Source organism: Pseudomonas sp. LF-5 (assembly GCF_037626295.1).
GTDB classification, from domain to species: domain Bacteria; phylum Pseudomonadota; class Gammaproteobacteria; order Pseudomonadales; family Pseudomonadaceae; genus Aquipseudomonas; species Aquipseudomonas monsensis.
The window spans coordinates 354,091-380,133 of the sequence record NZ_JARKMT010000002.1 but is presented as its reverse complement, the minus strand read 5'-3'; the positions used below and the strand labels follow the sequence as shown (position 1 = coordinate 380,133).

Sequence of the window (26,043 nt, the reverse complement as noted above, 5' to 3'; positions counted from 1 at the left end):
AGATCAGACCGGATCGTTGCGTCGCAGCAACTCTTCGGGCAAGTGTTCGATGTATTCGTCCTCGGCCGGCGGCATCTGCAGGTGATAGCCCTGCTTGTCGAGGTTTTCCAGCACTACGACGATGTCTTCGCTGGCCAGCTTGCGCTCGGGCGACAGCACCAGATCGAAGGCGTGCTTCGGTTTGCCGAAGGCCAGCATCAATGCTTCCGGCACGCGCTCGAGCGCATCGCTCTTGAGCACGTAAAGGTACATGCCGCTGCGCTTGGAGCTTTGGTAAATGGAGCAAATACGTTTCAAGGCTGTTCTCCGGCGGTGGCCAGGCTGTCGAGCAGCTTCTGGCCCATCAATTCGCGGCGCCAGCCACGCAGCGAATCAGGCAATTGGTAAGGCCCCTCGGGGTAGCCGCTTTTGACCAGTGCTTCGAGGGTTTTCTTGCGCAGCATCAGTTCCGGGGCGATGCCCAGACGCTCGGCCTCGGCCTGGCCCAATGCGCGCAGTTGTTTGATCAATGCTGCGGCTTCGATCGGCAATGGCTCCGGTACGGCGGGCGGCCATTGATCAGGCCCCACACTGCCAGAGCGCTTGATCAGATCAAGCAGAAATTGGCCGTCCTGACGCACGGTACGCGGGTGCATGTCTTCGATCTTGCCCAACGCCGCGAGGTTGTCCGGTTGCGTGCGGGCCAGCGGCCACAGCGAATGCTCGCGGACGATGCGGTTACGCGGCAGATCACGGGCGCGGGCTTCCTTTTCCCGCCAGGCACACAGCTCACGCAGAACCGCCAGTTGCGCACGGGACAGTTTCCACGCCAGTTTGGCCTCGCGATAAACCTCGTAAGGGTCGGTTTCGCGGCGCAGGTTGGCGACCAGTTCCGCGCCGTCCTCCAACACCCAGGCGAATTTATCGTCAGACAGTTTTGGCCGCAGCTGTACGAAAACCTCCGCCAGATGCACGGCATCTTCGGCGGCGTAGCTGATTTGCGTGTCGGACAACGGGCGCTGCAACCAGTCGGAACGGGTTTCGCCCTTGGGCAGTTCGATGCCGAGCACTTCCTGCACCAGCCGCGAATAGCCCATCGAGAAACCGAGGTTTAGGTATGCGGCAGCCAATTGGGTGTCGAACAGCGGTGCCGGCAGGCTGCCGGTCAGGCGCAACAGGACTTCGAGGTCTTCGCTGCACGCGTGCAGCACCTTGAGCACTGCCGGGTTTTCCAGCAACGCAGCCAGCGGTTGCCAAGCGTTGATGGTCAGCGGATCAATCAGGTAGGCGCGCTTGCCGTCACCGACCTGCAACAGACCGGCAATCGGGTAGAAGGTGTCGACCCGCATGAATTCGGTGTCGAGGGCAACGAACGGCAGCTGCTGCCACTCGGCGCAAAACTGCGCGAGGCTTTCGTTGTCGCGAATCCAGTGAATATCGATAGCCACACGGCTCTCCCTTGAAGAATGGCGCGCAGTATATATCGCCACCGGCGATTTACGCGCCTGCGAAGGGCAAGAGCTGTAACGAAATGTCCTGCCAAGGAAAAAGAATAGTCTGACAGAGAGACAGCACATGGTCGGTATAGACCAGCGTGTTGTCGTAACCGTTGACGATGCTTTCGCGGCTGCAATTGTTCAGCGCATTACTTTCGCACACCGGCGTGAAGTGTTCGTACGCCTTCGGATAACGCTTGAAGTATTCCGGACCGTGGCTACCCATTTGGTACAGCACCAGCACAGTGTCTTTGTCCAGGTGTTCGATAAAACCCTGCAGACCTTGCAGGAGAATGTCATCGCGGCATTCGCGGTTGGCGCACCAAGAAGGGTCTTTCATATTGCTGACGTCTTGCAGGGTGACCCGCTCGCAAGTGCCTTTACAGCCGGACTGGTTGTCGTGCCAGATCAGGTCGATCCCGGCATGTTTGAACAGTCGAGCAGGCTTTCTTCGTTCTTCGCCTTGCTGGCGTCGTAATCCTTGCGGCCCATGTTGGAAAACATGCATGGCACTGAAACGGCGGTTTCCGTGCCGCAGGAGTGCACATCGGTGAAGGCGATCAGCCCGGCTTCCTTGTCCAGTTCGGTGTGGTGTCACGGTTGGTGGTCACTGACCGCAGTCATGGTCAAGATGTGGCTGATGGCACGGCGCTTCGATCCGCGCCACTACGCACGCCAGTTCCATTGAGCAAGCTAGAGGCTTCTGGCCATCTTTTCGCGGTTTGCCGGACGACGTCGTATTGCTAAAAGTTTCTGTCCCACAACTGACCGTGAATTGTCCCACGGGGGTTTCTCCTGGCACCATCGTTCCGTTAGGATCATTCGCACACGTTTGCGCGGATTCAGCGCAAGGAGCACAGCGAGACGGAACGGATGCTGAACAGTAACTTGCTTCGAAAGCTCGACATGCAGGATCTCATGGTGTTTATCGCCGTGTATGAGCAAAGCAGCGTCACCGATGTTTCGGAAACGCTGTTTGTCAGTCAGTCCACGGTCAGTTACTGCCTGAAAAAACTGCGCACCAGTTTCGAAGACGAACTGTTCATTAATACCCGCACCGGCATGCGCCCGACCTACAAGGCCAGCAGCATGTACAGCCATGTGCAGAAGATCCTCGAAAGCATCAACCTGTGCCATGCCGGTGCAGCGGCCTTCGATCCGACCCGGCAAGCGGTCACCTTCAACATCTGCGCTCCGGAATACTTCGAACAACTGATCCTGCCGCGACTGTTGAAGCGCTTCGACTTCGATGATTTGCCGGTGATGGTCAACATGCACAAGTTCGAGACCGACGTACCGGCCGACGAGTTACGCGACGGCAGCCTCGACCTGGTGATCAGTTTCGGCCCCAACTTCCATCGCTCTCACGCCGACCTCAAGTCACGGATGCTGCTGGAAGATGATCTGGTCTGTGTCTTCGACAAGCGCGCCACGCCACTGGAACCACGCCTGAGCCTGCAAGCCTTTACCGAACGCCGGCATGTGTTCCCGACACCGTGGACGTCCACCACCAACATGGTCGACGGCTGGCTCGCTCGCCAGGCGCAGAAACGTCAGATTGTTGCGCGCTCGAACAGCTATAGCGCGGCGTTGAAGATGATCACCGGCACCGACTTCATTCTCACCCTGCCGCGCCGCATTCAACGCCTGCTGACCAACGACGCGGTGTTCAAACACTGTGAGGCGCCGAATGGTCTGCCGGGCTTCACCCTCGACATGCAGTGGAGCCAGAACGCCGATCAGGACAGCGCCAACGTCTGGCTGCGCGAGCAGGTGATCAAGGTGTGCAGCGAACTGGAAGTGGCCTGAGCCTTACACGCCGATGGCCGTTTTGCTGTAGGACTCGCGATCAATGTCGAGCAGCTCGACACACAGCTGCACCTCAACCCCGGCCGGCCATTCGCACAGGTCCTGCAACACCGCCAGGAGGCTCTGGGACAACTGTTTCTTGATCTCCGGCGAACGGCCACTGAGCATCGCCAGTTTCACATACACAAACGCACGCTCGCCCATGACCGTGCCGACCTTGAAGGTCTCGACCTTGACTGCCCGGCTCTTGATATCGAATTCCGCCGCGAACTGACCGGACCCCACCAATGTATTGTTGAGCCGGATCAATGCAACGTCGGCATTGAGTTGCGGCAGATTGGCGGTGTATTCCATGTGCAGGTGTGGCATCGCAAGACTCCAGTGTGGCGACAGAAAGGTCGTACATATACCACAGCGGCGTCCTGCTCTCCTGCGCGACTTTTCGTCAATCTGTCGCCCCTACCCTTGCAGGAGCCGCCGGAGGCCGCGATCTGTTGATCTTGCTTTGAACATAAAAGGCAAGGATTGCAGCCTTCGGCAGCTCCTGCGGAAAAGCGCTCGCCCTCAGGACACGCTGAGCGGCCGCTCGCTCATGAAGGCCTCCAGCCGTGAGCGCAGCCAGCGTTCTGCCGGGTCGCTGTCGACGTGACTGAGCCAGACCATCGACAGGTCCAGCGTCGGCGTCTTGAACGGAAACGGCTCCTTGAACAGCAACCCCGACGCGGCCATGGCCTCGGCGGTGTAATCCGGCAGGCTGGCGATCAGGTCGGTGCCGGCCAGCAATGCCGGCAAAGCGCTGTACTGCGGCACCGACAACACCACCTGCCGGGTACGCCCGAGCTCCGCCAGCCATTCGTCCGCGAATCCGCTGACGTTGGCGGTGTGAGACACCAGTACGTGCGGGCGGGCGCAATATTCATCGAGAGTCAGCGGCGTATCGGAGGCGTCGGCCCGCAGAATGCTCGGCTGAATGTGTCGCAACAATTTGCGCTTGGCGTTGGCCGGCAGGCCACGGGTCTGACTGATGCCGACGGTGATGTCGCCGGCAGCCAGCAAATCGGGAATTCGCCAGTAATCGACATGTTGCACGACAAACACCACATTCGGCGCCTCCTGACGCAGCGCGCGCAACAGCGGCGGCAACAGGCCGAACTCGACATCATCGGACAGGCCGATGCGAAAGGTCATGGTGCTGACGGCCGGATCGAAGTTGCGCGTCAGGCTCAGCGCCACCGACAGCGAATCCAGCGCAGGCTTCAGATGACGAAAGATATCCTCGGCACGGGCCGTCGGTTCCATGCGGTGCCCCACGCGGATGAACAGCGGATCGTTGAGCATCGTACGCAGCCGGTTGAGCGCCGAACTGATGGTCGGCTGGCCGAGAAACAGCTTCTCCGCCGCCCGCGTCACATTGCGCTCAAGCATCAGGGTCTCGAACACCACCATCAGGTTGATGTCGGCCTTGCGTAGTTCATTGCGATTCATCCCTTGCTCCCCGATCCCCAGATAGCCGGCAGTGTAGAAAGGCCTTGGGGGCGGCGTCCATCGCCACGATGGATCCGCTCACTGTCTAACGCTTCGAGGTTTCTGGGTCGCACCTTTCAGAAACATACGCCAACCATTGGAAACAATTGCCCAATAGCCAAAAACCTCGCCTGCGCTAGGCTTGCGTCGATGCGCCACACAGGCTGGCGCACACGTCTATCGCATGGAGCGAACTGAATGTATTTCGAGATTTACAGGCAATCCAGAGGCACCCCGAGCACCGGCAAAGGGCAATGGCGCTGGAGGCTAAGGGCGGGAAACCACGAGACCATCGCCAGTGGCGAGTCGTATGTGAACAAGGCGGATTGCTTGCATGTGATCGAATTGATCAAAGCTGCGCGAGGGGAAACACCGATAAAGGAGATTTAAGCGCGCAACGGTACGCCTGACTTGATCAAACGCGAACAGGCGCCCTCGCGGTCATGACTGTCTGATGCAGGTGTAAGTTAACGCCTGCAAAACAACAAAGCCCCGCTGGTTTGATTCAGCGGGGCTTTGTTCCGGCTCTGCAGAGATTGGAACAGGCAAGACCTGGTCACGCGTTGCCAGATTGATCGCAGGAAACAAAAAAGCCCCGCAGCTTCTCAGCTACGGGGCTTTTTCTATGTAATGGCGGAGAGATAGGGACGTTCAGAATCGAACGCTGCAGCCCGCCAAAACCAACAAACACAGGCAGTTTTGAGTATTTTGCTACAAAACTCTGCTACAAAAAAACGTGAAAACCCACCGTCACAGGCTTTTGGTATCACGACCATTTTTCAGGGTCTCTGACCTCCTCCAGTATCATGAGATATGCAGAGTCATACTTCTTGAATCGGCCGAACCGAATTTTGTTGATTGTGCTTTCGGCACCGAGCCGCTGGATAGCCCTGTAGGTGCAGAGAAAGACATGACGATTCGCCTCATTTGAGTTGTCATCGCTATACGTTGTGTTCGAAGTTTCCAAGCAGTTACCGACGTACTCCGTTGTGTATTGGTGGGTGGCTGTCTTGAAATACTCGTAGAACTCATTAGGCGTTTTTTTCTTGAACTCACGCAACACCGAAGGTACGAAACCCTCATGCATGTAGGCTTTGTCCATCAGCTCACTGATCGGTATATCAGCAACCTGAGTATCAAAATACGCATCAAGCCGTGATGCCAGCAATGGCGTTTCCGGCCATCCTCTGACCTCCCTCTTGTGCTTATACCAACCATTGGCCTTAGCCGCCTCAAAGTGGGCCTCGATGATCTCGTTTACCCGTTCATTCAGTCCTAGGTGCCCGTACAACCAACAAACACTATCCACATCACGAATATTCATCTTACTCATGCAGACGGCCAACGCCTTCTCAAACGTCGCTATAACTTCATCCTGATTGTCACTGAATGAGCCATTTAGGACATCCCAAGCATCACTGAGTAGCTTCATATCCTTATTGTGCTGTATCGAAGCTTCAAGAGCTATCAGCAGCAATTCAAGCTCTTCCTCATCAGCATAGCCACGCTTTACCAAAGCAATGACAGCCAAATCCAGCTCATCAGCATAATAGAAGCCATACTCGTTCAACCACTTAACTTTCGCCATCAAAGCGTTCTGAGCGTTTCTCTCTTCTTGTGTCGCATCCTTGGACAAAGGCATAAGCCCGATTCTGGCGGAAGGTTGGCTGATGAAATCAACATCCACCGGGCACACACTCGATCCATACAACGCAAAAATAGCCAAAGGCAGGATAACCATAGCCTTTTCGATAATCTCATCAGGAGCGTGTTTCAGGTGCGGCTGAAGCAGTCCATAGAAGAGGTCAATTTTCTTCAACAGACGAATATTGCTGATTTTGAGCTTTTTTATATTTTTGGAAAGTAAAGCGTACTGGGAGTTACAAGCAGGGAAGACTATATTGACGCATTCCTCAACCGCAGGTTTGTACACCACCTCATAGTCAAACACTTTTTCATTGAAGGTGAAAAACTCATCATCTTCATCCAGCGAATTATCATTCAGAATCAGGATCACTGAGCATTGACGCCCTTCTACCAGATTCGATATTAAGCCCAGAACGTCCCGAGCGGTCAGCGAATTGCTTTTACGCTCAAAATCATCAATGCAGACAAGCGTATCTGAGATAGAAGCAAACTGCATGGAATCAACAATACTTCCAATTCCCCCCAACAACGGAAGCTTCACGTCTTTAGTCTGGCCTGTAGCCTTTCTCAGCCAAGCTCTAGCATCTGTAAAATCCAGCCGCATCAGGTTTTCTTTGATGCTTTCAGTCGTCGCCACATGACCGGCAATGTCTTTCTTCACAATATTTGTAAATATAGCTCGCTTCAAATCGGCTAAGGAGGACAGACCAAACAAAGAAACATACGAATAACTAGAACGAGCAAAGTCTTTACGATGATTTTTTATCACCTCATTCCACACAAAGGTTTTGCCTGTACCCCACTCCCCTTTCAGAACAACTGCCCGACTCGCTTTGTTCTTAGCGAAATGCTGCAACGCATTCTGAACCTGAATCACTGACATAATTCTATTCCCTAGCATCCGATGCATCGGCTGGAGCTTGCAAACTGCTTATGCCAGCTATTTTTCTGTAATGAGTGCAAACCTTTGACACAGAGTCTTTATCAAAATACCCAAGATCACGCGGGTACTTCAAAAGCTTCCATTTAGTAGAAACCTCCGCCATAGAAAGTAAATATGTCATTTTTGTCGGCAACAACATACTGAAAAGGCTGATATATTTATCTTTCACTTCTGCCGGACAGGTCTCATCAATTAATTTGAACACAACACAAAAACTGGACACCAACGAATAAACTCCATCATGAGACAATTGATCTATCTCATTGAATTTCACATTCATATCAGCACCCAGCTTGGAATGGTGTTCAAAATAGCCTTCAATATAACCTATCGATCCTGCACCTTTATACACTATGTCTCCGACCTTAAGCTCAAAGGTCTTATATTCGTTCAAAGCGATAGTAGTAAACGTAAAAAAGGAGCTTTCAAATGCTTTAACTGCCTCATCAAAACGTTGTTTATCAAGGTCGCTCTTGAGTGTTTTAAACTGAGTAATCAGTACATATATTGTAATAAAATTAAGAAGAGGGTTAACTACTCCACCTGTAAAGTCGCCAAAAGTCCCCCAATCCCCCTGACTAGTAGAAAACCCATTATTAAACTGCCAAAAGTATACCCCCCAGACTGCTGCAAGGAAGACAATAGAAACAAATAAAGGTTTATAGTTCATGAACTGACTGAACAATCAAATGCTTAGTTCTTCCATCACGCGACAAAACGCGACGAACCTCCAAACCGACCTTGGTAAATCTACCTTCAGTCAAGTCCTTTAGGCTATTGACCAAAATAACTCTCGAAGGCCTGACAAGACCTGCTTTCAGAGGTGAAAAACTAATTGAATCTGAATCTTCCTCTTCGATAATTCGCCCCGTAAAAGTTCTAGCATTAAATCGACTAACTGCGGCCTCAATAGTTTCTACTTGCTCACTTACAGTTGACCCTGTTAAGTAATCGAATGTAGCCTCATTAAAATTTAGCATTGTGGTTCGACTTTTATACAAGGTTACTTTATAACCCTGCCCGTACACGGGATGGTGAATCCTCTTGAGCGGGCCTTCAAGTCTATCTAAGAGCTTTTCTGAATCATCCATTGAAGAACGGTGCCATCTTTTCGCGGCAGCTGATTCAATTCGGGGATTTAAACCTAGAGGAGATGCCAAGTGAAAAGTCAGTAGCTCAATGAAACCTCTAGCCCCTATATGATTAACCACCCGAACGGCTTCGGCATCTGTAAACTCCAGACTAACCTTCTGAATATACGACCCGTCGTGTGCTTCTTTAAAATCTAACTTAAACCCCTTAACTGCTGGAGTCTGAGTAACCACGTTATTATTGACAATAGCATGTGTTGTGATTGCCAGTGCCTCAGCAAAGCCACTCAAGGCATCAGCACCGTAATACATATTCAAACCGTCAAAATCTGATACGCCAGTATCAAATTTTATATTGAATGTAAAATTCATCCGTTCCATCCATAGCTAGCATGCCGTTAGGCTTCTTGGTCCTTCGGACTTTCACCATCGCAAACTGGATGGCATACACATGAGTGATATCACATCAGCATCACCCATGTGAAGCCCTCCTTAGGTGCTACCTATTAATCCGTAGCCCCACATCATGTCGCTACGATAAGCCTAGAGAGGCTCTTTTGAGGCTTCTGGAGTATTTTTGAGACACGACAGAACGGAACTCAGTCGGGACTCAAAAGCTTCCCTAGCTGGAAAGCTGACACCCGAATTTAAGACGAAAAAAAACGGTGACTTGTAAATCAGGCATCTAGACAAAATTCGCTACAAATTTTGGTAGATAGCACTGCTACAAATCACCGTTTTTGCTACCTCGTAAATCATTGATTTATGAGGCTTTTTTCAATATGGCGGAGAGATAGGGATTCGAACCCTAGGTACCGGTGAAGGTACAACGGATTTCGAATCCGTCCCATTCGGCCACTCTGGCATCTCTCCAACGGCGCGCATCATAACAACACTTTCGCTGGTTGCGAACCCCCCAAACGAAATTTTTTCCGTGCTATCAGATGCTTGCGTCGATTAAAGCGGTACACCCAGACGATTGGCGACTTCTTCGTAGGCTTCGATGACGTCACCGAGGCCCTGACGGAAGCGGTCCTTGTCCATCTTCTTCTTGGTGTCCTTGTCCCACAGACGGCAGCCGTCCGGGCTGAACTCGTCGCCCAGGACGATCGAGCCGTCGCTGAACACGCCGAATTCAAGCTTGAAGTCGACCAGCAGCAGGCCGGCGTCATCGAACAGTTTGCTCAGGACTTCGTTGACCTTGAGCGACAGTTCTTTCATGCGCGCCAGTTGTTCGGTGGTGCCCCAGCCGAATGCCACGACGTGGGATTCGTTGATGAACGGGTCGCCCTTGGCGTCGTCCTTCAGGAACAGTTCGAAGGTGTAAGGGTTGAGCTTCATGCCCTCTTCAACGCCCAGGCGCTTGACCAGGCTGCCGGCGGCATAGTTACGCACAACGCACTCGACCGGAATCATGTCGAGCTTCTTCACCAGGCACTCGTTGTCGCCCAGCAGTTTGTCGAATTGGGTCGGAATGCCGGCCGCTTCGAGTTTCTGCATGATGAAGGCGTTGAACTTGTTGTTCACCATGCCTTTGCGGTCGAGCTGCTCGATGCGCTTGCCGTCGAACGCCGAGGTGTCGTTGCGAAACAGCAGGATCAAGCGGTCAGCGTCGTCGGTTTTGTAAACCGATTTGGCTTTGCCGCGGTAGAGTTCTTCACGTTTTTCCATGATGGGCTCCGCTTGCTAAGTAGGTGGGCTAGGCGATGTGGCGCCAGTCGAGCCCTGAATCTTGATCGGCCAGTTGCAGCCAGTCCGGATCGCACCCGAGGGTGTCGACAAAACATTGCCGGGCCAGTTGCGGCAGGTTGTTCTTGCTGCTCAGATGGGCCAGGACCAGGTGTTGCAGGCCCTGCCAGCCCAACTCGGCCACCAGGAATGCCGCCTGATGGTTGTTCAAATGTCCCAGCTCGCCGCCCACCCGTTGCTTGAGAAAGTACGGATAGTGACCACGGGCCAGCATGTCGCGGCAATGATTGGACTCGATCATCAACGCATCGAGATCCCGATAACCTTCCAGCACCCGCTCGCAGTAGGAACCCAGGTCGGTCAGCAGGCCGAAGCGCCGCTGCTGTTGATCACTGAAGACGTACTGGGTCGGTTCCTGCGCATCATGGGCCACGGCAATGACCCCGATGTTCAGAGCACCGATCTGCAGTTGCTCGCCGCCGGCCAGAAAACCTGCGGGTTCAATCGGTTTGCGCATCCCGCGCAGTGTGCCGCGACTGAGGTAGACCGGCAGATTGTAGCGCCGAGACAGTAAACCCACGCCATGCACGTGGTCGGCATGTTCGTGGGTCACAAGTATCGCGCTCAGTTGCGCCGGGTGCACACCCAGGCGCAACAGGCGTTTTTCGGTTTCCCGCAGGGAAAAACCACAATCCACCAGCACATACGTATCAGCACTGGCGATCAGCGTGCCGTTCCCTTGGCTACCGCTGCCGAGAACGGCAAAACGCATGTGATCAGCCCAGATTGTCCTGAATCACGCTCAACACTTTGCGCGCCACGTCAGCCGGTGCGACGGTGTTGATGTTTTTCTCGACGGTCACCTGAATGCTCTCGCCAACCTTGCTCAGGCGAACCTGATAGCGCTCGGCGCGAGCTTCCACTTCTTCCTTGCTCGGCGCACTGCCGAACAGGCTGCTGAAGAAACCAGGCTTTTCGTCTTTCTTCTCGGCTTTTTCGGCCAGGTTGATGTAGTACAGGCCCAGGCTGCGGTTGATGTCTTCAACGCGCCATTCACCCTGTTCCAGTGCACGGCCGACGCTCGACCAGGCACGGTCCAGATCGGTACCGACGTTCAACACCGGGTTACCGCTGCCGTCTTCGCTGAGGCTCACACGGCTCGGCGTATCGAAGTCACGGGAAGCAAGCATCGACACGGAACCGCCCTTCTCGGAGATACGGCTCATGCTCGCCAGCATGTCGTCGACCAGCGCTGCGTCCAGGCCAGTGTTGACCGAACGGTTGGTGAAGGCCACGTCGGCGGTGCTGCCGGCAGGACGCTCGGCGCTGACCACGTAGATTTCACTGGTGTTGCGCTGCACACCTGGCTCGATACGCACACGAACGCGGGTTTCGCTGTCGCTGGCGATACCGGCCGCGCTCAGGCGCTTGGCCATGGAGGCGGACAGTTCATCGGAATGCTGCCAGGTGGTGGTGAATTCACCGGTTTGCGGACGCTGTTCATCCAGACGGAAACCGTTGTCCTGGAAGAACTGCACAGCCACTGGCCAGACTTCGGCCGGCGGATGCTGTGCCACGACCCAACGTGAGTCACCGCTCTTCTGCAGCGAGTAATCGCTGGCATCGGCAACGGCCGACAACGGTTGAGGACGTGGAACGATGTACTCACCCTTGGCAGTGTCGTCAGCGACGTTGCGCGGGATCGGCAACAGCGGATCCAGACGTTTGGAGGTGCTGACATCCGGTGGCAGTTGCATCGGTGCAGTCTGTTGCGCTTGCAGGTAATCGCTTCCACGGTCGCGGAAATAACCTTCCGGCCCCCAGACCCATCCACAGCCGCTGGTGCTGGAGATAATCAAGGCAAGTGCGGAAAGTCCGGCCATTCGCTTCATGCGTTGTACTTCCTCAATTAAACCAGGACGCCGCACTGGCGCAGGGCCGAGCGAAGCGTTTCATGACAAGATGCGCTCAGCCAGGTCAGCGGCAGGCGGATGCCTTCGTGCATCAGGCCCATTTCAACCAGAGCCCACTTGACCGGAATCGGGTTGGCTTCGATGAACAGGTCTTTGTGCAGCGGCATCAGTTTTTCGTTGATGGCCCGTGCGGTGTCGGCGTCGCCCTTGAGCGCGGCCTCACACAGGTCGGCCATTTCGCGCGGAGCGACGTTGGCAGTTACCGAGATGTTGCCTTTGCCGCCCAGCAGGATCAGTTCGACGGCGGTCGGATCATCGCCGGACAGCACGATGAAGTCCTTGCTCACGCCGTCGATGATGGCCTTGGCGCGCTTGAGGTCGCCGGTGGCTTCCTTGATGCCGACGATGTTCGGCACGCTGGACAGGCGAATCACGGTCTCGGCCTGCATATCGCAGGAGGTGCGGCCGGGAACGTTGTAGAGAATCTGCGGAATGTCGACCGCTTCAGCGATGTGCTTGAAGTGCTGGTACAGACCTTCCTGAGTCGGCTTGTTGTAGTAAGGAACAACCAGCAGGCAGGCATCGGCGCCGGCTTCCTTGGCGTTGCGGGTCAGTTCGACGGCTTCGCGGGTGGAGTTGGCGCCAGTACCGGCGATGACCGGAATGCGCCCGGCAACCTGTTTGACCACGGCTTTGATCACGGCGATGTGTTCTTCTACATCTAGGGTTGCCGACTCGCCGGTAGTACCGACCGCGACAATGGCATGGGTGCCGTTCTTGAGATGGAAGTCCACGAGTTTGCTGAGGCTGTCCCAGTCCAGACGCCCTTGTGCATCCATGGGAGTGACCAGTGCCACCATACTGCCCGCAATCATGAAACCGCTCCTGCCGGAAAAAGAGAGCGGTAATGGTACTGGCGCCAAGATGCTTGCACAAGCGAAGTACTGCGCTGCCGCCATTCCCCTTGGCGTCGCTTTTCGCTACCCTTCAGACTTTGATCGGTACTGATCAGCTTGTACGCCGGGTTCCAGCCTCCCTTTTCGGCCTCCCAGGCCCCGTTCCTGCGTCGCATCGACGCGCTCCCGCTATAGTGGAGCGAGCCGCGAGCGCTGGCCGGGCCTTTTGAACGGACAGCCTGAACAGGCACGCAGGCTCGCTCCGACGACCAACGCCCGTCAACCTACCGACCGCTCATCGCTTTAGGAATGCTGCATGTCCACCCCCACAGTTCGCGAACAATTCCTTGTCATCAGTGCCCTTGGCGCCAACCCCATGGAGCTGACTAACGTCCTGTGCCGCGCCAGCCATGAAAATCGCTGCGCCGTCGTCACCTCCCGCCTGACCCGCCACGGCGAATGCAGTGCGCTGGTGCTGGAGATTTCCGGTAGCTGGGACGCGCTGGCCCGCCTCGAAGGCAGCCTGCCGGTGCTGGCCAAACGGCACGCTTTCACCGTCAACGTGGTGCGCAGTGCGGCGCTGGAAAACCGCCCGCAAGCGTTGCCGTACGTGGCTTATGTCAGCTCGGCGTATCGCCCTGACATCATCAATGAGCTGTGCCAGTTCTTCATGGATCACAACGTCGAGCTGGAAAACCTGACCTGCGACACGTATCAGGCACCCCAGACCGGCGGTACCATGCTCAACGCCACGTTCACCGTGACGCTGCCGGCCGGCACACAGATCAGCTGGCTGCGCGATCAGTTCCTCGACTTCGCCGACGCGATGAACCTGGATGCGCTGATCGAACCCTGGCGCCCACAAAACCCAATGTAAGGAAGCTTTCATGGCCGTTGTCATCGACCAACCGGTTACGGATTTCGAAGCCCCTGCCACCAGCGGGCAGACCGTCAGCCTGTCTGCCCTGAAAGGCAAACAAGTGGTGATCTACTTCTACCCGAAAGACAGCACTCCGGGCTGCACCACTGAAGGCCAGGGTTTTCGTGATCAGTACGCGGCATTCCAGGCAGCCAACACGGAAATTTTCGGTATCTCCCGCGACAGCCTGAAGTCCCACGAAAACTTCAAATGCAAGCAGGCGTTTCCGTTCGAGCTGATCAGCGACAAGGACGAAGCCGTTTGCCAGCTGTTCGACGTGATCAAGTTGAAGAAGCTGTACGGCAAGGAATACCTTGGCGTTGATCGCAGCACGTTCCTGATCGACAAGAACGGTGTACTGCGCCAGGAATGGCGCGGCGTGAAGGTGCCGGGGCATGTGGATGCGGTGCTGGCGGCGGCTCAGGACTTGAATAAAGCCTGATGTTTTGGCGTCGCTCTCACTGACGCCATCGCTGGCAAGCCGGCCCCCACAGGTTTTGTATGCGCCTGAAACCCTGTGGGAGCTGGCTTGCCAGCGATGAGACCTCAAGCCTCAGCCCGATTACAGCAAAGGTGCCACCACCGGTTCCTTGCGCGGCCAGGCATCAAGCACAGCCTTGAACAGCGTCGCCAGCGGGATCGCAAAGAACACCCCCCAAAAGCCCCACAGCCCGCCAAACAACAGCACTGCACAAATGATCGCCACCGGATGCAGGTTGACCGCCTCCGAAAACAGCAGCGGCACCAGCACGTTGCCGTCCAGCGTCTGAATGATCCCGTAGACCGCCATCAGATAGATGAACTGATCGCTCCAGCCCCACTGGAACAAGGCGATCAACAGCACGGGCACCGTCACCACCACAGCGCCGACATAAGGCACCACCACCGAGACACCCACCAACAACGCCAGCAGCGCCGCGTAATTGAGCCCCAGCGCAACGAAGGCGATGTAAGTCACGCCACCGCAAATCACGATTTCGATCACCTTGCCGCGAATGTAGTTGGCGATCTGCCGGTTCATTTCCTGCGCGACCCGGGTGATCAGCGCGCGCTCGCGGGGCAAATAGCCGCGCACCCACTCACCGATCATCGACCGATCCTTGAGGAAGAAGAACACCAGGATCGGCACCAGCACCAGATAGATCATGATGTTGACCAGCAGCGGCAGGCTCGATAGCGAAAACGTCAGCGCCCATTGCCCGAACTTGCCGATCTCGCCACGCGCCGCTTCGATGGCCTGCAGCACCTGCTCATCGGAGACCAGATGCGGGTACCGCTCTGGCAGCAGCAGGAGCAACGATTGCCACTTGGCAAGCATGCCCGGCAGTTCGTTGAACAGCGTGATCACCTGATGCCAGAGCAACGGCAGCACCACGACGATAAACAGCATCAGCACGCCCATGAACAGCGCAAACACCAGCCCCACCGCCGCACCCCCCGGCACCCGCAGTCGCTCGAGCGTCACCACCAGGCCCTGCATCAGATAAGCGAGCACCATCCCGGCCAACACCGGGGCCAGCATTCCGCCGAGGGTGAGCACAGCCGTGAAGGCGAGAATCAACAGCACCGCCAGCACCACCGCCTCTTCATCGGAAAAGTAGCGCTGAATCCAGTCGCGTAACACTTTGAACATCAATAATCCTCAGGGGTTTTACGCTGTCGGTTTCAGGCTTTCTTCAACCAGTAACGGTAAACACCGGCGTCGTCTTCTTCGCGCAGCAGCGCATGACCGGCCAAGCGGGCGAAGGTGCGGAAATCGCGTTGCGAGCCCGCATCCGTGGCGATCACCTTGAGCACCGCACCGCTCGGGAGCTTGTTGAGTTCCATTTTTGCCTTGAGTAACGGCAACGGACAATTAAGGCCACTGGCGTCCAGTTCCACGTCATGGGCTACAGCGTCAGTCATTGCGTCACTCCGGATCAGGTCATTCGAGCTGCCTAGAATATCTGGTCGCAAGCCCGGTGTCCGGCTACAGTAAGGTCTTTGTCTTCTAAGGCTTTGTGCATGACTTTTCTGCGCCCTACCCTGCTGACGCTCGCTTGCCTGCTCGCCTCACCGGGCTTTGCCGACGATCTGCCGTCACTTGGCGACGCCAGTTCTGCCATTGTCTCGCCGCAACAGGAATACCAGCTCGGTCGGGCCTGGCTGGCCATGCTGCGCAGCCAGGTTGCACAGCTCAACGATCCGCAGCTCAAGGACTACGTCGAATCCAGCGTCTACAAGCTGGTGGAAACCAGTCAGGTCACCGACCGCCGCCTTGAATTCATTCTGATCAACAGCCCGCAACTCAACGCCTTCGCGGCACCGGGCGGCGTGGTCGGGGTCAACGGCGGCCTGTTCCTCAATGCACAGACCGAAGGCGAATACGCTTCGGTACTGGCCCACGAACTGGCTCACTTGTCGCAACGTCACTTTGCCCGCGGCGTCGAGGCATCCCAGCGGATGCAGGTGCCGATGATGGCTGCCCTGCTGGCCGGGATCGTCATCGCCGCAGCCGGCGGCGGTGACGCCGGCATCGCGACCATCGCCGGCACCCAGGCGGCGGCGATTCAGTCACAACGCACATTCTCCCGTCAGAACGAACAGGAAGCCGACCGCATCGGCATCCTCAATCTGGAAAAGGCCGGGTACGACCCGCGCTCGATGCCGACCATGTTCGAACGCCTGATGCGCCAGTATCGCTTCGACGCCAAGCCGCCGGAGTTCCTGCTGACTCACCCGGTCACCGAATCGCGTATCGCCGACACCCGCAACCGTGCCGAACAGGCCAAACCCGGCGGCATCGAAGACAGCCTGCGCTATCAACTGATCCGCGCGCGCGTGCAACTGATCTACGAAGAAACCCCGGGGCTGAGTGCCAAACGCTTCCGTGCACAACTGGATGAGAACCCGAAGAACAACGTAGCACGCTACGGTCTGGCAATCGCCCAGATCAAGGGCGGCCAGTTGAACGAGGCTCGGGAGAATCTCAAGCCACTGCTGGCAGCGGCGCCGAACGAAATCATCTACAACCTTGCGCAGGTCGATCTGGACATCACCAATAATCGCCTGGCAGATGCGCAATCGCGGGTGGACCGGATGCTCACGCAGTATCCGGGCAACTATCCACTGAATCAGGTGCGCGTGGATCTACTGCTCAAGCAGAACCGCACAGCCGATGCCGAGAAGGCCCTGGAAGGCTTGCTCAAGTCGCGCCCGGATGATCCGGACGTCTGGTATCAGGTCGCTGAAACCCGGGGCTTGTCAGGCAACATCATCGGTTTGCATCAGGCGCGCGCCGAGTACTTTGCACTGGTCGGCGATTACCGTCAGGCGATCCAGCAACTGGATTTTGCCAAGCGCAAGGCAGGCAGCAACTTCCCGCTGTCGTCGCGTATTGATGCCCGCCAGCGCGAGCTGATGGAGCAGGAGCGCATGATCAAGGACATGATGGGCTGATTCTGTCTTTCGGCAAAAAGCTTCAGGCAAAAAAAACCGCCTCTTTCGAGGCGGTTTGTTTTTGCCTTCGGCGCTGGATTATTCAGCCAGCTTGAAGGTGATGAAGCTCGCGCGACCTTGACGCAGAACCCGCATCGACACCGAACGGTTCTTCGGCAGTGCCTTGGCGATGTCGGCGAACTCCTTGGTGGAGCCGATGGCCTGGTTGTTCAGGTGAGTGATCACGTCACCCGGCTGCAGACCGATCAGGGCCGCAGGACCATCCTGCACTTCCTTGATCACCACACCACCTTTAAGGTCGTAGGTTTTCTTCTGCTCGGCGGTCAGCTCGCCTACCGAAACACCAAGGCGATTGCTGGTGCTTTCAGTGCCCGACTTCGGCAGCGCGTCCAGCGCCTTGTCTTCGTCCGGAATCGCACCCACCGTCAGCTCGACGTTCTTGCGCTTGCCTTCACGAATCACTTCAAGATTGGCTTTCGCGCCCGCCTTCAGTGCGCCGACCAGATGCGGCAGGTCAGCGGACATGACAATCGGCTGGCCGTTCATGCTCAGAATCACGTCGCCGACTTGCAGACCGCCCTTGGCCGCCGGACCGTCATCCTGGATCTGTGCCACCAGCGCACCGGCCGGTTTTTCCAGACCGAACGACTCGGCCAGATCCTTGTTCACTTCCTGAATGACCACACCAAGCCAGCCGCGGCTGACCTTGCCACCGCTCTTCAACTGGTTGGACACATCCATCGCCACGTCGATCGGAATGGCGAACGACACGCCCATGAAGCCACCGGAACGGGTGTAGATCTGCGAGTTGATCCCGACCACTTCACCATTCAGGTTGAACAGCGGACCACCGGAGTTACCCGGGTTGATCGGCACGTCGGTCTGGATGAACGGCACGTAGTTTTCGTTCGGCAGGCTACGGCCCACGGCGCTGACGATGCCTTGGGTCACGGTGTGGTCAAAGCCGAACGGCGAACCGATAGCAACGACCCACTGGCCGGCTTTCAGGTCCTGGGATTTGCCAAGCTTCAGCACTGGCAGATCCTTGCCTTCGATTTTCAGCAGCGCCACGTCGGAACGTGGGTCGGTGCCGATCAGTTTGGCTTTCATTTCACTGCGGTCGGCGAGACGGACGAGGATTTCGTCGGCATCGGCGATCACGTGGTTGTTGGTCAGAATGTAGCCATCCGGAGAGATGATGAAGCCCGAACCCAACGATTGCGCTTCACGCTGACGATCACCACGCGGCGAGCGCTGTTGAGGCGGCATGCCACGTTCGAAGAACTCGCGCAGCATCGGCGGCAAGCCTTCCAGGTCTGGCATCTGCTGGTTGACCTTGCGATCCGGCAGTTTCTGCGTGGTACTGATGTTCACCACAGCTGGCGAAGCTTGTTCGACCAATTGGGTGAAGTCAGGCAGATCGGCTGCTTGCGCAGCAGGTACAGCCTGACCGAGCAACAGCACGGTGGCGAAAATGGAGAGATAAGATTTCAAACTTGGTATCGACATACAGCTCCCGTTACGACGAGCAGGGTTAAGCGATATGGAGCAAGGAACACCGGAAACCACCGACCGGCATTTTTGTTCCGGGAACAACAAACAAGGCCAGAGCCGTGAGGCTCTGACCTATAAAAAATTTTCAGGTGTTTTGCAAATGAAAATGCTCAGCAAACATTTCTACGTCTCGGCGACGAAGTGGGAATGACTGAAATCAGCTCACTGCTTGCTGGTTGCAGTGCCATCATTGCTACGCATCGACAGCGCAATTCGTTCGGCTGTGCCAATAGGAATCTCGCCCACCACCGTCACCATCATTTCGCCTTGTGGCGTCGTCAGGCGGCGGGACACGGCAACGGTCGGGCCCAATTGCGTACGGGTATCGGTGACCGTAGCGCCATTCAAAGGCTCGAGGAAAACCGAGAAACGCGCCAGACCGTCGTCATACAGCAAGCTGTTGACCTGGGTCTTGGTTTCCGGATCCTTGTGCGACGTGCTGCTGATCAGTTCGAAACCCGGTGGCAACCAGTCGGAATGCCAGACCTGAGCGGTCTTCATGGCTGAAGCCTTGTCACTGTCCAGCGTGACTGGCTTGCAGTCGGCGTCAGCCAGCAAATCCTTGTCCGAGGGAACTTCGTCGGTATTGAGGCTGGTGAACTGGAATCGCTCCAGCAACTGCCCTTTGTCGTTCAGCAGCAACGACTTGAGCGGCAGGCCGGTCTGTTTGTCCAGATGCAGCTCGAAGCCGTAGCGATGCTGATCGCGAGGCGTCAGCGATACGATCACTGCGCCCCGCCCGGCCACGCGCGATTTGCCAATGACGGAAAGGTCATACCAGTTTTTCAGCTTCTGGGGATCGAGAGAACGAGCGGCAGAATTTGGAGAATCTCCCAGCCCCGCAATCAGGGTGCCGCTGACGCATTGAGTATGTCCATCAATGCGCACGACTTCCTGTGCCGAACCGTCGAGCTGGAGCAAACGCTCGCGGACCTGGCCATTCTGGACACGATGCCAGATGTTGTGGGTAGAAAAACTACCGTTGCGCTCGTAAACGAAGGTGCCGTGAAAGCTTTGCCGCTGCTCGGCCTGGCCCAGCCGGGTCAACCAGTCCTGGGCGTCATCAGCGTGGGCTGGAACAATGAACCAGCCACTGAGCAGAAGCGAAAGTAGAGGTATGGCGCGCATGATCCTCCTTAACGGTTTTCCAGGCTTGCGGCACGCGCATAAGGCAGTGCGCTTTCAGTACCTTTCAGTGCAGCCTGCTGAGCGTGCTGACGCAGATAGCCTGGCAGACGCTGGTCATGCCAGCCTGGCTGACCTTGCAATACGCCATTGGCCATTGGGCCAGTCGCTTCGGAACTCTCACTGTAGCCTGCCAGAACAGCCGGGCCTTTGACCTGTGGAGTGGCCAGGGTTGGCTGATTGGATTGCTGAGCCAGTTCGGCACCAGCGATTTCGTCCTGGTTGTACAGACGCACACCCGCCAGCACGGCAACGGTCACCGAGGCGGCAACAGCCAGACGACCAAGGCTGCGCCATGGGCTGCGGGATACTTTGGCCGGAGCCGTTTCGTCTTCCAGCGCAGCAGACACTGCCGCAGCGATATCCAGACGTGGAAGCAGCAAATCCTTATGCATGGCTGCCCGAGCGATCTGGTAACGAGCCCAGGTCTCACGGGTATCCACATCATCCAGTGCATTGAGCACTCGACGCAATTCCAGTTCGTCCGCTTCGTTATCCATCACTGCGGACAGCGATTCCTGCAGGGCTTCACGACTCATGGCGTTCCTCTCTTGGCTGTCGCCGCTGTCTCAGTTTTCCTGCAACAACGGCTGCAGGGCTTTATCGATGGCCTCCCGAGCGCGGAAAATCCGGGAGCGCACGGTACCCACCGGGCATTGCATGACGCTCGCAATGTCCTCGTAACTCAGACCATCGAATTCACGTAAAGTTAAAGCCGTACGCAAATCCTCTGGCAGTTGCTGAATGGTTCGATGGACGGTGCCTTCGATCTCATCCCGCAGCAGTGCTCGTTCTGGTGATTCGAGATCCTTGAGGCCGTGATCGCCATCGTAGAACTCTGCATCTTCGGAACTGACATCGCTATCCGGCGGCCGGCGGCCGCGTGAAACCAGGTAATTCTTCGCCGTGTTAATGGCAATACGGTACAGCCACGTATAAAACGCACTGTCGCCGCGAAAGTTTCCAAGTGCTCGATACGCCTTGATAAAGGCTTCCTGAGCCACGTCCTGGGCTTCATGGGTGTCGTGCACGAAACGCACGATCAACCCGAGAATTTTGTGCTGATACTTCAGCACCAGCAGATCGAAAGCTCGCTTGTCGCCACGCTGAACGCGCTCGACCAGCTGCTGATCCTCTTCCTGGGTTAGCATGAACACTCCTCGATAAGCCCGGAGGAGGCTTGCACAACTAAACGACCAGACTTGCAAACATAGACTCGGGCTTTTCGCAAAAGTTCTCCCCCTCCAAGCAAGTTTCCTGCGGGCTCTGATTTGGCACGCACGAAAAACGCAGCTCGGGATAAACCGGCTGCGCGAATAATCTTGTCATCGGTTTCGCCGGCAGGAATCTAACTGCAGATTCCGCACTGAAGCCGACACGTCCCTTGTTTCTGGCACCGACTATTGATCTTGGGCCTTTGGCAAAAGTTCCAATTATTTATAGCCGGACCGATCCGACATTGGGCAACCCTGCGCTGAAAAATCCTGTTTCAACGCCGATACAGTCGTCTTTTCGCGAACCCGGCGAAAAAAACTTCCGACGAAGCACCCGGCTTTTTTCGTCACAGTAGTTTCACAATGCCATATCGGCGCGGCTATTGTGCCGCCCCACCCCTCTATATACTAGTGGGCTGTGTGGCTGCCTTGACTCGCCGACCCAGCTGTCTTGCGCCAACCCCGATCCGGGTCGCTTTGAGCGGAATCCTGAAATGAGCCAACAGTTCCAACACGATGTTCTGGTCATTGGCAGCGGTGCTGCCGGTTTGAGTCTCGCGCTGACCCTGCCGGGTCATTTGCGCATTGCCGTATTGAGCAAGGGCGATCTCGCCAACGGTTCAACCTATTGGGCCCAGGGCGGCGTCGCCGCCGTGCTCGACGATACCGATACTGTCGAATCCCACGTTGATGACACCCTCAATGCCGGCGGCGGTCTGTGCCATGAAGATGCCGTCCGGTTCACTGTCGAGCACAGCCGTGAAGCGATCCAGTGGCTGATCGACCAAGGCGTGCCGTTCACCCGCGATGAACAGTCCGGCACCGAAGACGGCGGATTCGAATTCCACCTGACCCGCGAAGGCGGCCACAGCCATCGGCGCATCATCCACGCGGCCGACGCGACCGGTGCAGCCATTTTCAAAACCCTGCTGGCCCAGGCGAGGGAACGTTCCAACATCGAATTGCTCGAGCAGCGGGTTGCCGTCGATCTGATCACCAAGCGCCGTCTGGGACTGGATGGCGACCGTTGCCTGGGTGCCTACGTGCTCAACCGGGCCACCGGCGAGGTCGATACCTACGGCGCCCGCTTCGTGATCCTCGCCTCGGGGGGCGCCGCCAAGGTCTACCTCTATACCAGCAACCCCGATGGCGCCTGCGGGGATGGCATTGCCATGGCCTGGCGTTCCGGCTGCCGGGTGGCGAACCTGGAATTCAACCAGTTCCACCCCACCTGCCTGTATCACCCGCAGGCCAAGAGTTTTCTGATCACCGAGGCCTTGCGTGGCGAAGGCGCGCATTTGAAATTACCGAACGGCGAGCGCTTCATGCACCGCTTCGACAAGCGCGCCGAACTGGCTCCACGGGACATCGTCGCCCGGGCCATCGACCATGAAATGAAGCGCCTGGGTATCGACTGCGTCTACCTCGACATCAGCCACAAGCCCGAGGCCTTCATCAAGAGCCACTTCCCGACCGTCTACGAGCGCTGCCTCGGCTTCGGCATCGACATGACGAAGCAGCCGATCCCCGTCGTACCCGCCGCGCACTACACCTGCGGCGGGGTGATGGTCGACCAGAATGGCCGCACCGACGTCACGGGCCTGTACGCCATTGGCGAAACCAGCTTCACCGGTTTGCACGGTGCCAACCGCATGGCCAGCAACTCGCTGCTCGAATGTTTCGTGTATGCGCGCTCGGCTGCAGCCGACATCGTTGCGCAACTGAATGATGTCGCCGCGCCAAGCGCCCTGCCCGTGTGGGACGCCAGCCAGGTGACCGATTCGGATGAGGACGTGATCATCGCGCACAACTGGGACGAATTGCGGCGGTTCATGTGGGACTACGTCGGTATCGTGCGCACCAACAAGCGCCTGCAACGGGCTCAGCACCGTGTGCGCCTGCTGCTGGACGAAATCGACGAGTTCTACAGCAATTACAAAGTCAGCCGCGACCTGATCGAGCTGCGCAACCTGGCCCAGGTCGCCGAACTGATGATCAGCTCAGCGATGGAGCGCAAGGAAAGTCGCGGCCTGCATTACACCCTCGACTATCCCGACCTTCTGCCCGAGGCGCTCGACACTATTCTGGTGCCGCCCACCTACGTCGGCTGAACTTGAGCCGGACCCGCAGGCGTCGGTGCAAGTCCGCCGCCTGCGAGTCACGCGGTACGCAGACCGATCTGACCCGCCATTCCCCACGCAAACGAAAGCGCAGTACCACGATCAGTGGCAGCGCCAGGCTGTCCGGACGCAGTTGGACAGCCTGCCAGCCATCGGCCTGATTCCACAGTTGCCAGCCATCGGCATCCCGACGCAACCCTCGAAACGCCCTTGGATGGCTCAGCAGAACTTGCCGTGGCAGTACCCGAAAAGCGTGCGCAAGACAGGCGAAAGCCCCGAGCACACTTGCCCAGAGCGGAATCGAAAGCAGAAACAAGGTACCCAGTGCGAACGCCTGGGCCAACAGATACACCGCCAGCAACTGCCTTGAGGCGTGCCAGCGGCATTCGAACGAGTTACTTGGGCTGAACACGGTCCAGAATCATGCGAACCATGCGCTGCAGCTCAGGATCTTCAGACTCGCTGCGCTCCATGAACCAGCCGAACATGTCCTGATCCTCACACTCCAGCAGGCGAACGTACAATGCGCGATCGACCTCGTTCAGATCGGCATAAACCTCTTTCACGAACGGCACCAGCAACACGTCTAGCTCAAGCATGCCGCGGCGGCTGTGCCAAAAGAGGCGATTCAGTTCAACTTGTTCTACCATGGGGCCCTCCTCAAATTTGCCGGCAAGTATACAGGCCCGGCACGGGCCGCACAGTCGGCTTTGGTCGGGCACCACCAATCCTTTATCAACTACCCATTTCAACAACGCGCCCTTATGATGTGCCCCAGTCTATTTACCCTGCGATGACCCATGGCCGATTCTGCTTTTTTCTGCACCCTGTCTCATGAAGGCGTTCTCGCGGTTCGCGGCGCGGATGCCGGAAAATTCCTGCAAGGCCAACTGACCTGCAATATCAATTACCTGAGCGACACCCGGGCCAGCCTCGGCGCCCGCTGCACGCAGAAAGGCCGGATGCAGTCGAGCTTCCGCATCCTGCTCGAGGGTGACGGCGTGGTGCTGGCGATGGCCAGCGAGCTGCTGGAGCCGCAACTGGCGGACCTGAAAAAGTACGCGGTGTTCTCCAAATCGAAACTCACCGACGAAAGCGCGGCCTGGGTGCGCTTTGGCCTGGAGCATGGCGATACCGCCCTGACCAGCCTCGGCCTCGATCTGCCAGCCGAAACCGACAGCGTCGTGCGCAACGAAGGATTAATCGCCATTCGCGTCTCGCCGCAGCGCGCCGAACTCTGGGCGCCGGCCGATCAGGCCGATGCGAGCAAAGCCAGACTGGCCGCAGCCCTGCCCGAAGCCGGGCTGAATCAATGGCTGCTGGGCCAGATCCGCGCCGGTATCGGCCAGGTCATGTCGACCACCCGCGAGCTGTTCATCCCGCAAATGCTCAACCTGCAAGCCGTCGGCGGCGTAAGTTTCAAGAAAGGCTGCTACACCGGCCAGGAAATCGTCGCGCGCATGCAGTACCTGGGCAAACTCAAGCGCCGTCTGTATCGACTGAGCCTCGACACTGCCCAATTGCCAGAGCCTGGCACCCCGCTGTTCGCACCGAGCCACAACAGCTCCATCGGTGAAGTGGTGCTGGCTGCCCACGCCGGGCAAAACATTGAACTACTGGCGGTGCTGCAGGCCGAAGCTGCCGAAGCGGGCGACCTGCATGTGGGCAGCCTCGAAGGGCCCGCCCTGCATTTGCTCGATTTGCCCTACGAACTGGATCGCGACCGCGAAATCCAGCGCTGATCGCAGCGTTTGGTTGCAACACCCTAGAGAGTTTAAATGAGCGAACTGGCGGAAAAGGTCCAACAGGATTTGGTTGAGGCCATCGATAACGATGACCTGGTTCTGCCAACGTTGCCGGAAGTGGCCCTGCAGATTCGCAAGGCCGCTGAAGACCCGGAAATCAGCGTCAGCGACCTGAGCAAAGTGATCGGCCGAGACACGGCGCTGTCGGCGCGCCTGATCAAAGTGGTCAACAGCCCCCTGCTGCGGGCTGCACAGGAAGTCACCGACCTGCACACCGCCATTACCCGCCTGGGTATCAACTACAGCAGCAACCTGGCAATCGGGCTGGTGATGGAGCAAATCTTCCACGCCCGCTCTGAGGTGGTTGAACAGAAGATGCGTGAAGTCTGGCGCAAGAGTCTGGAGATCGCCGGTGTCAGCTACGCGCTGTGTCGGCGCTACACCCAGCTCAAGCCCGATCAGGCCGCGTTGGGCGGGCTGGTGCATCAGATCGGCGTACTGCCGATTCTGACCTACGCCGAAGACCATTACGAACTGCTGTCAGATCCTGTCAGCCTCAACCATGTGATTGATCACATTCACCCGCTGCTGGGCGACAAGTTGCTGCGTGTCTGGGAGTTTCCGGAACGGCTGGTGGAATTGCCGGGGCGCTATCAGGACTTCAAGCGCGATTCGACGACCATCGACTATGTCGATCTGGTGCAAGTGGCGAGCCTGTACTGCCACAAGGACACCGACCATCCGTTTGGGCGGATTGATCCGCTCAGCGTTCCGGCATTTCGCAAGTTGGGGATTGATCCGGAGAACGAGGCGCTGTGCGCGGATCTGGAAGAATCGCGGACGATGTTTTACTGATCCGAAACCGAGACGCCCCCTTCGCG

Annotated in this window: 28 protein-coding genes, 1 tRNA gene and 1 pseudogene; 9 read left to right on the top strand and 21 right to left on the bottom strand. The window is 57.1% G+C overall.

The window, feature by feature from the left end:
- Nucleotides 1-3: 3 nt before the first annotated feature.
- The 3 genes and pseudogenes from PseuLF5_RS08920 to PseuLF5_RS08910 all read right to left on the bottom strand — a co-directional run.
- Nucleotides 4-297 carry a YcgL domain-containing protein gene (locus PseuLF5_RS08920; RefSeq protein WP_122608866.1) on the bottom strand — a complete coding sequence of 98 codons (294 nt, stop codon included), beginning with the start codon at nt 295-297 and terminating at the stop codon, nt 4-6.
- The gene (gene rnd / locus PseuLF5_RS08915; RefSeq protein WP_322373941.1) at nt 294-1,427 is read right to left on the bottom strand and encodes a ribonuclease D; all 1,134 of its coding nucleotides are present in this window, start codon (nt 1,425-1,427) and stop codon (nt 294-296) included. The genes PseuLF5_RS08920 and rnd overlap by 4 nt, the downstream gene beginning before the upstream one ends.
- Nucleotides 1,428-1,512: 85 nt before the next feature.
- A pseudogene (locus PseuLF5_RS08910) lies at nt 1,513-2,077 on the bottom strand (phosphoethanolamine transferase); the annotation flags it as partial.
- 271 nt (nt 2,078-2,348) lie between these two features.
- On the opposite strand from PseuLF5_RS08910, the gene PseuLF5_RS08905 reads away from it, so the two are divergent.
- Complete coding sequence (locus tag PseuLF5_RS08905) at nt 2,349-3,284, top strand: LysR family transcriptional regulator (RefSeq protein WP_123465494.1); 936 nt, start codon at nt 2,349-2,351, stop codon at nt 3,282-3,284.
- Between the two features lie 3 nt (nt 3,285-3,287).
- Here the strand turns inward: PseuLF5_RS08905 and PseuLF5_RS08900 are convergent, their stop codons facing one another.
- Nucleotides 3,288-3,653: a 5-carboxymethyl-2-hydroxymuconate Delta-isomerase gene (locus PseuLF5_RS08900; protein ID WP_123465492.1), complete on the bottom strand. Its 366-nt coding sequence runs from the start codon at nt 3,651-3,653 to the stop codon at nt 3,288-3,290.
- A gap of 195 nt (nt 3,654-3,848) precedes the next feature.
- Nucleotides 3,849-4,769: a LysR family transcriptional regulator gene (locus PseuLF5_RS08895; protein ID WP_123465491.1), complete on the bottom strand. Its 921-nt coding sequence runs from the start codon at nt 4,767-4,769 to the stop codon at nt 3,849-3,851.
- Nucleotides 4,770-5,006: 237 nt separating this feature from the next.
- On the opposite strand from PseuLF5_RS08895, the gene PseuLF5_RS08890 reads away from it, so the two are divergent.
- Nucleotides 5,007-5,198, top strand: a complete 192-nt coding sequence (locus tag PseuLF5_RS08890; RefSeq protein WP_123465490.1) for a YegP family protein — start codon at nt 5,007-5,009, stop codon at nt 5,196-5,198.
- Between the two features lie 376 nt (nt 5,199-5,574).
- Here the strand turns inward: PseuLF5_RS08890 and PseuLF5_RS08885 are convergent, their stop codons facing one another.
- The 8 genes from PseuLF5_RS08885 to dapA all read right to left on the bottom strand — a co-directional run bounded on the left by PseuLF5_RS08885 (nt 5,575) and on the right by dapA (nt 12,966).
- Nucleotides 5,575-7,338, bottom strand: a complete 1,764-nt coding sequence (locus tag PseuLF5_RS08885) for a P-loop NTPase fold protein (RefSeq protein ID WP_158637847.1) — start codon at nt 7,336-7,338, stop codon at nt 5,575-5,577.
- Between the two features lie 4 nt (nt 7,339-7,342).
- Entirely contained in the window at nt 7,343-8,068 is a 726-nt protein-coding gene (locus PseuLF5_RS08880) for a hypothetical protein (RefSeq protein WP_146383843.1), read from the bottom strand.
- Nucleotides 8,058-8,861, bottom strand: coding sequence for a DUF7946 domain-containing protein (locus PseuLF5_RS08875; RefSeq protein WP_095008729.1), 804 nt, complete (start codon nt 8,859-8,861; stop codon nt 8,058-8,060). Before PseuLF5_RS08875 ends, PseuLF5_RS08880 begins: the two co-directional genes overlap by 11 nt.
- Nucleotides 8,862-9,272: 411 nt before the next feature.
- Nucleotides 9,273-9,362: transfer RNA gene (locus PseuLF5_RS08870), tRNA-Ser, on the bottom strand.
- Between the two features lie 84 nt (nt 9,363-9,446).
- On the bottom strand, nt 9,447-10,160 hold the full coding sequence (purC, locus tag PseuLF5_RS08865; protein WP_123465488.1) for a phosphoribosylaminoimidazolesuccinocarboxamide synthase: 714 nt from the start codon (nt 10,158-10,160) through the stop codon (nt 9,447-9,449).
- Between the two features lie 28 nt (nt 10,161-10,188).
- Entirely contained in the window at nt 10,189-10,950 is a 762-nt protein-coding gene (locus PseuLF5_RS08860; protein ID WP_340133372.1) for an MBL fold metallo-hydrolase, read from the bottom strand.
- Between the two features lie 4 nt (nt 10,951-10,954).
- Nucleotides 10,955-12,070, bottom strand: coding sequence for an outer membrane protein assembly factor BamC (bamC, locus tag PseuLF5_RS08855; protein WP_128614644.1), 1,116 nt, complete (start codon nt 12,068-12,070; stop codon nt 10,955-10,957).
- A gap of 17 nt (nt 12,071-12,087) precedes the next feature.
- The gene (gene dapA, locus PseuLF5_RS08850) at nt 12,088-12,966 is read right to left on the bottom strand and encodes a 4-hydroxy-tetrahydrodipicolinate synthase (protein ID WP_340133371.1); all 879 of its coding nucleotides are present in this window, start codon (nt 12,964-12,966) and stop codon (nt 12,088-12,090) included.
- A 337-nt stretch (nt 12,967-13,303) separates the two neighbouring features.
- Between dapA and PseuLF5_RS08845 the strand changes: the two genes are divergently transcribed.
- Both PseuLF5_RS08845 and PseuLF5_RS08840 read left to right on the top strand, forming a co-directional pair.
- A complete protein-coding gene (locus PseuLF5_RS08845; protein WP_123465477.1) occupies nt 13,304-13,864 on the top strand; it encodes a glycine cleavage system protein R in 561 nt (186 codons plus the stop codon).
- Nucleotides 13,865-13,874: 10 nt separating this feature from the next.
- Complete coding sequence (locus PseuLF5_RS08840) at nt 13,875-14,348, top strand: peroxiredoxin (protein ID WP_123465475.1); 474 nt, start codon at nt 13,875-13,877, stop codon at nt 14,346-14,348.
- Nucleotides 14,349-14,468: 120 nt separating this feature from the next.
- Here PseuLF5_RS08840 and PseuLF5_RS08835 read toward each other — a convergent pair whose 3' ends face one another.
- The gene (locus PseuLF5_RS08835; protein WP_123465473.1) at nt 14,469-15,539 is read right to left on the bottom strand and encodes an AI-2E family transporter; all 1,071 of its coding nucleotides are present in this window, start codon (nt 15,537-15,539) and stop codon (nt 14,469-14,471) included.
- A 32-nt stretch (nt 15,540-15,571) separates the two neighbouring features.
- Nucleotides 15,572-15,811, bottom strand: a complete 240-nt coding sequence (locus PseuLF5_RS08830) for a sulfurtransferase TusA family protein (RefSeq protein WP_123465472.1) — start codon at nt 15,809-15,811, stop codon at nt 15,572-15,574.
- Between the two features lie 99 nt (nt 15,812-15,910).
- Here PseuLF5_RS08830 and PseuLF5_RS08825 point away from each other — a divergent pair, with 99 nt between their 5' ends.
- A complete protein-coding gene (locus PseuLF5_RS08825; RefSeq protein WP_123465470.1) occupies nt 15,911-17,344 on the top strand; it encodes a M48 family metalloprotease in 1,434 nt (477 codons plus the stop codon).
- 78 nt (nt 17,345-17,422) lie between these two features.
- Here the strand turns inward: PseuLF5_RS08825 and PseuLF5_RS08820 are convergent, their stop codons facing one another.
- The gene (locus PseuLF5_RS08820; RefSeq protein ID WP_123465468.1) at nt 17,423-18,853 is read right to left on the bottom strand and encodes a DegQ family serine endoprotease; all 1,431 of its coding nucleotides are present in this window, start codon (nt 18,851-18,853) and stop codon (nt 17,423-17,425) included.
- A gap of 34 nt (nt 18,854-18,887) precedes the next feature.
- On the opposite strand from PseuLF5_RS08820, the gene PseuLF5_RS08815 reads away from it, so the two are divergent.
- On the top strand, nt 18,888-19,049 hold the full coding sequence (locus PseuLF5_RS08815) for a hypothetical protein (RefSeq protein WP_177490577.1): 162 nt from the start codon (nt 18,888-18,890) through the stop codon (nt 19,047-19,049).
- A gap of 11 nt (nt 19,050-19,060) precedes the next feature.
- Here PseuLF5_RS08815 and PseuLF5_RS08810 read toward each other — a convergent pair whose 3' ends face one another.
- From PseuLF5_RS08810 to rpoE, 3 genes are read right to left on the bottom strand one after another with little or no spacing between them, the layout of a single operon-like run.
- Nucleotides 19,061-20,026 (bottom strand): MucB/RseB C-terminal domain-containing protein, encoded by a 966-nt coding sequence (locus PseuLF5_RS08810; RefSeq protein ID WP_340133370.1) that lies wholly within the window; start codon nt 20,024-20,026, stop codon nt 19,061-19,063.
- Nucleotides 20,027-20,034: 8 nt separating this feature from the next.
- Nucleotides 20,035-20,622 carry a sigma-E factor negative regulatory protein gene (locus PseuLF5_RS08805; RefSeq protein ID WP_128615223.1) on the bottom strand — a complete coding sequence of 196 codons (588 nt, stop codon included), beginning with the start codon at nt 20,620-20,622 and terminating at the stop codon, nt 20,035-20,037.
- Nucleotides 20,623-20,652: 30 nt separating this feature from the next.
- Nucleotides 20,653-21,234 (bottom strand): RNA polymerase sigma factor RpoE, encoded by a 582-nt coding sequence (gene rpoE, locus PseuLF5_RS08800; protein ID WP_003172477.1) that lies wholly within the window; start codon nt 21,232-21,234, stop codon nt 20,653-20,655.
- Nucleotides 21,235-21,791: 557 nt separating this feature from the next.
- Here rpoE and nadB point away from each other — a divergent pair.
- Nucleotides 21,792-23,408 carry an L-aspartate oxidase gene (gene nadB / locus PseuLF5_RS08795; RefSeq protein WP_340133369.1) on the top strand — a complete coding sequence of 539 codons (1,617 nt, stop codon included), beginning with the start codon at nt 21,792-21,794 and terminating at the stop codon, nt 23,406-23,408.
- On the opposite strand, the gene PseuLF5_RS08790 is transcribed toward nadB, so the two are convergent.
- Nucleotides 23,377-23,829 carry a protein YgfX gene (locus PseuLF5_RS08790; protein WP_340133368.1) on the bottom strand — a complete coding sequence of 151 codons (453 nt, stop codon included), beginning with the start codon at nt 23,827-23,829 and terminating at the stop codon, nt 23,377-23,379. The genes nadB and PseuLF5_RS08790 overlap by 32 nt on opposite strands.
- A complete protein-coding gene (locus PseuLF5_RS08785) occupies nt 23,813-24,067 on the bottom strand; it encodes an FAD assembly factor SdhE (RefSeq protein ID WP_095049216.1) in 255 nt (84 codons plus the stop codon). The genes PseuLF5_RS08790 and PseuLF5_RS08785 overlap by 17 nt, the downstream gene beginning before the upstream one ends.
- A gap of 150 nt (nt 24,068-24,217) precedes the next feature.
- Here PseuLF5_RS08785 and ygfZ point away from each other — a divergent pair, with 150 nt between their 5' ends.
- A complete protein-coding gene (gene ygfZ, locus PseuLF5_RS08780; protein WP_267804418.1) occupies nt 24,218-25,159 on the top strand; it encodes a CAF17-like 4Fe-4S cluster assembly/insertion protein YgfZ in 942 nt (313 codons plus the stop codon).
- A 36-nt stretch (nt 25,160-25,195) separates the two neighbouring features.
- On the top strand, nt 25,196-26,017 hold the full coding sequence (locus PseuLF5_RS08775; RefSeq protein ID WP_123465457.1) for an HDOD domain-containing protein: 822 nt from the start codon (nt 25,196-25,198) through the stop codon (nt 26,015-26,017).
- Nucleotides 26,018-26,043: the final 26 nt, after the last annotated feature.

What these genes read in the sequence shown, in the direction of transcription:
- PseuLF5_RS08895 (WP_123465491.1), bottom strand. Translation starts at nt 4,769, where the DNA reads ATGAATCGCAATGAACTACGCAAGGCCGACATCAACCTGATGGTGGTG.
- PseuLF5_RS08785 (WP_095049216.1), bottom strand. Translation starts at nt 24,067, where the DNA reads ATGGTAGAACAAGTTGAACTGAATCGCCTCTTTTGGCACAGCCGCCGC.
- PseuLF5_RS08810 (WP_340133370.1), bottom strand. Translation starts at nt 20,026, where the DNA reads ATGCGCGCCATACCTCTACTTTCGCTTCTGCTCAGTGGCTGGTTCATT.
- PseuLF5_RS08815 (WP_177490577.1), top strand. Translation starts at nt 18,888, where the DNA reads ATGGAGCAAGGAACACCGGAAACCACCGACCGGCATTTTTGTTCCGGG.
- PseuLF5_RS08905 (WP_123465494.1), top strand. Translation starts at nt 2,349, where the DNA reads ATGCTGAACAGTAACTTGCTTCGAAAGCTCGACATGCAGGATCTCATG.
- purC (WP_123465488.1), bottom strand. Translation starts at nt 10,160, where the DNA reads ATGGAAAAACGTGAAGAACTCTACCGCGGCAAAGCCAAATCGGTTTAC.
- PseuLF5_RS08890 (WP_123465490.1), top strand. Translation starts at nt 5,007, where the DNA reads ATGTATTTCGAGATTTACAGGCAATCCAGAGGCACCCCGAGCACCGGC.
- PseuLF5_RS08875 (WP_095008729.1), bottom strand. Translation starts at nt 8,861, where the DNA reads ATGAATTTTACATTCAATATAAAATTTGATACTGGCGTATCAGATTTT.
- PseuLF5_RS08835 (WP_123465473.1), bottom strand. Translation starts at nt 15,539, where the DNA reads ATGTTCAAAGTGTTACGCGACTGGATTCAGCGCTACTTTTCCGATGAA.
- dapA (WP_340133371.1), bottom strand. Translation starts at nt 12,966, where the DNA reads ATGATTGCGGGCAGTATGGTGGCACTGGTCACTCCCATGGATGCACAA.
- rpoE (WP_003172477.1), bottom strand. Translation starts at nt 21,234, where the DNA reads ATGCTAACCCAGGAAGAGGATCAGCAGCTGGTCGAGCGCGTTCAGCGT.
- PseuLF5_RS08900 (WP_123465492.1), bottom strand. Translation starts at nt 3,653, where the DNA reads ATGCCACACCTGCACATGGAATACACCGCCAATCTGCCGCAACTCAAT.
- PseuLF5_RS08880 (WP_146383843.1), bottom strand. Translation starts at nt 8,068, where the DNA reads ATGAACTATAAACCTTTATTTGTTTCTATTGTCTTCCTTGCAGCAGTC.
- PseuLF5_RS08820 (WP_123465468.1), bottom strand. Translation starts at nt 18,853, where the DNA reads ATGTCGATACCAAGTTTGAAATCTTATCTCTCCATTTTCGCCACCGTG.
- PseuLF5_RS08840 (WP_123465475.1), top strand. Translation starts at nt 13,875, where the DNA reads ATGGCCGTTGTCATCGACCAACCGGTTACGGATTTCGAAGCCCCTGCC.
- PseuLF5_RS08845 (WP_123465477.1), top strand. Translation starts at nt 13,304, where the DNA reads ATGTCCACCCCCACAGTTCGCGAACAATTCCTTGTCATCAGTGCCCTT.
- PseuLF5_RS08885 (WP_158637847.1), bottom strand. Translation starts at nt 7,338, where the DNA reads ATGTCAGTGATTCAGGTTCAGAATGCGTTGCAGCATTTCGCTAAGAAC.
- PseuLF5_RS08805 (WP_128615223.1), bottom strand. Translation starts at nt 20,622, where the DNA reads ATGAGTCGTGAAGCCCTGCAGGAATCGCTGTCCGCAGTGATGGATAAC.
- ygfZ (WP_267804418.1), top strand. Translation starts at nt 24,218, where the DNA reads ATGGCCGATTCTGCTTTTTTCTGCACCCTGTCTCATGAAGGCGTTCTC.
- PseuLF5_RS08830 (WP_123465472.1), bottom strand. Translation starts at nt 15,811, where the DNA reads ATGACTGACGCTGTAGCCCATGACGTGGAACTGGACGCCAGTGGCCTT.
- bamC (WP_128614644.1), bottom strand. Translation starts at nt 12,070, where the DNA reads ATGAAGCGAATGGCCGGACTTTCCGCACTTGCCTTGATTATCTCCAGC.
- nadB (WP_340133369.1), top strand. Translation starts at nt 21,792, where the DNA reads ATGAGCCAACAGTTCCAACACGATGTTCTGGTCATTGGCAGCGGTGCT.
- PseuLF5_RS08860 (WP_340133372.1), bottom strand. Translation starts at nt 10,950, where the DNA reads ATGCGTTTTGCCGTTCTCGGCAGCGGTAGCCAAGGGAACGGCACGCTG.
- PseuLF5_RS08825 (WP_123465470.1), top strand. Translation starts at nt 15,911, where the DNA reads ATGACTTTTCTGCGCCCTACCCTGCTGACGCTCGCTTGCCTGCTCGCC.
- PseuLF5_RS08775 (WP_123465457.1), top strand. Translation starts at nt 25,196, where the DNA reads ATGAGCGAACTGGCGGAAAAGGTCCAACAGGATTTGGTTGAGGCCATC.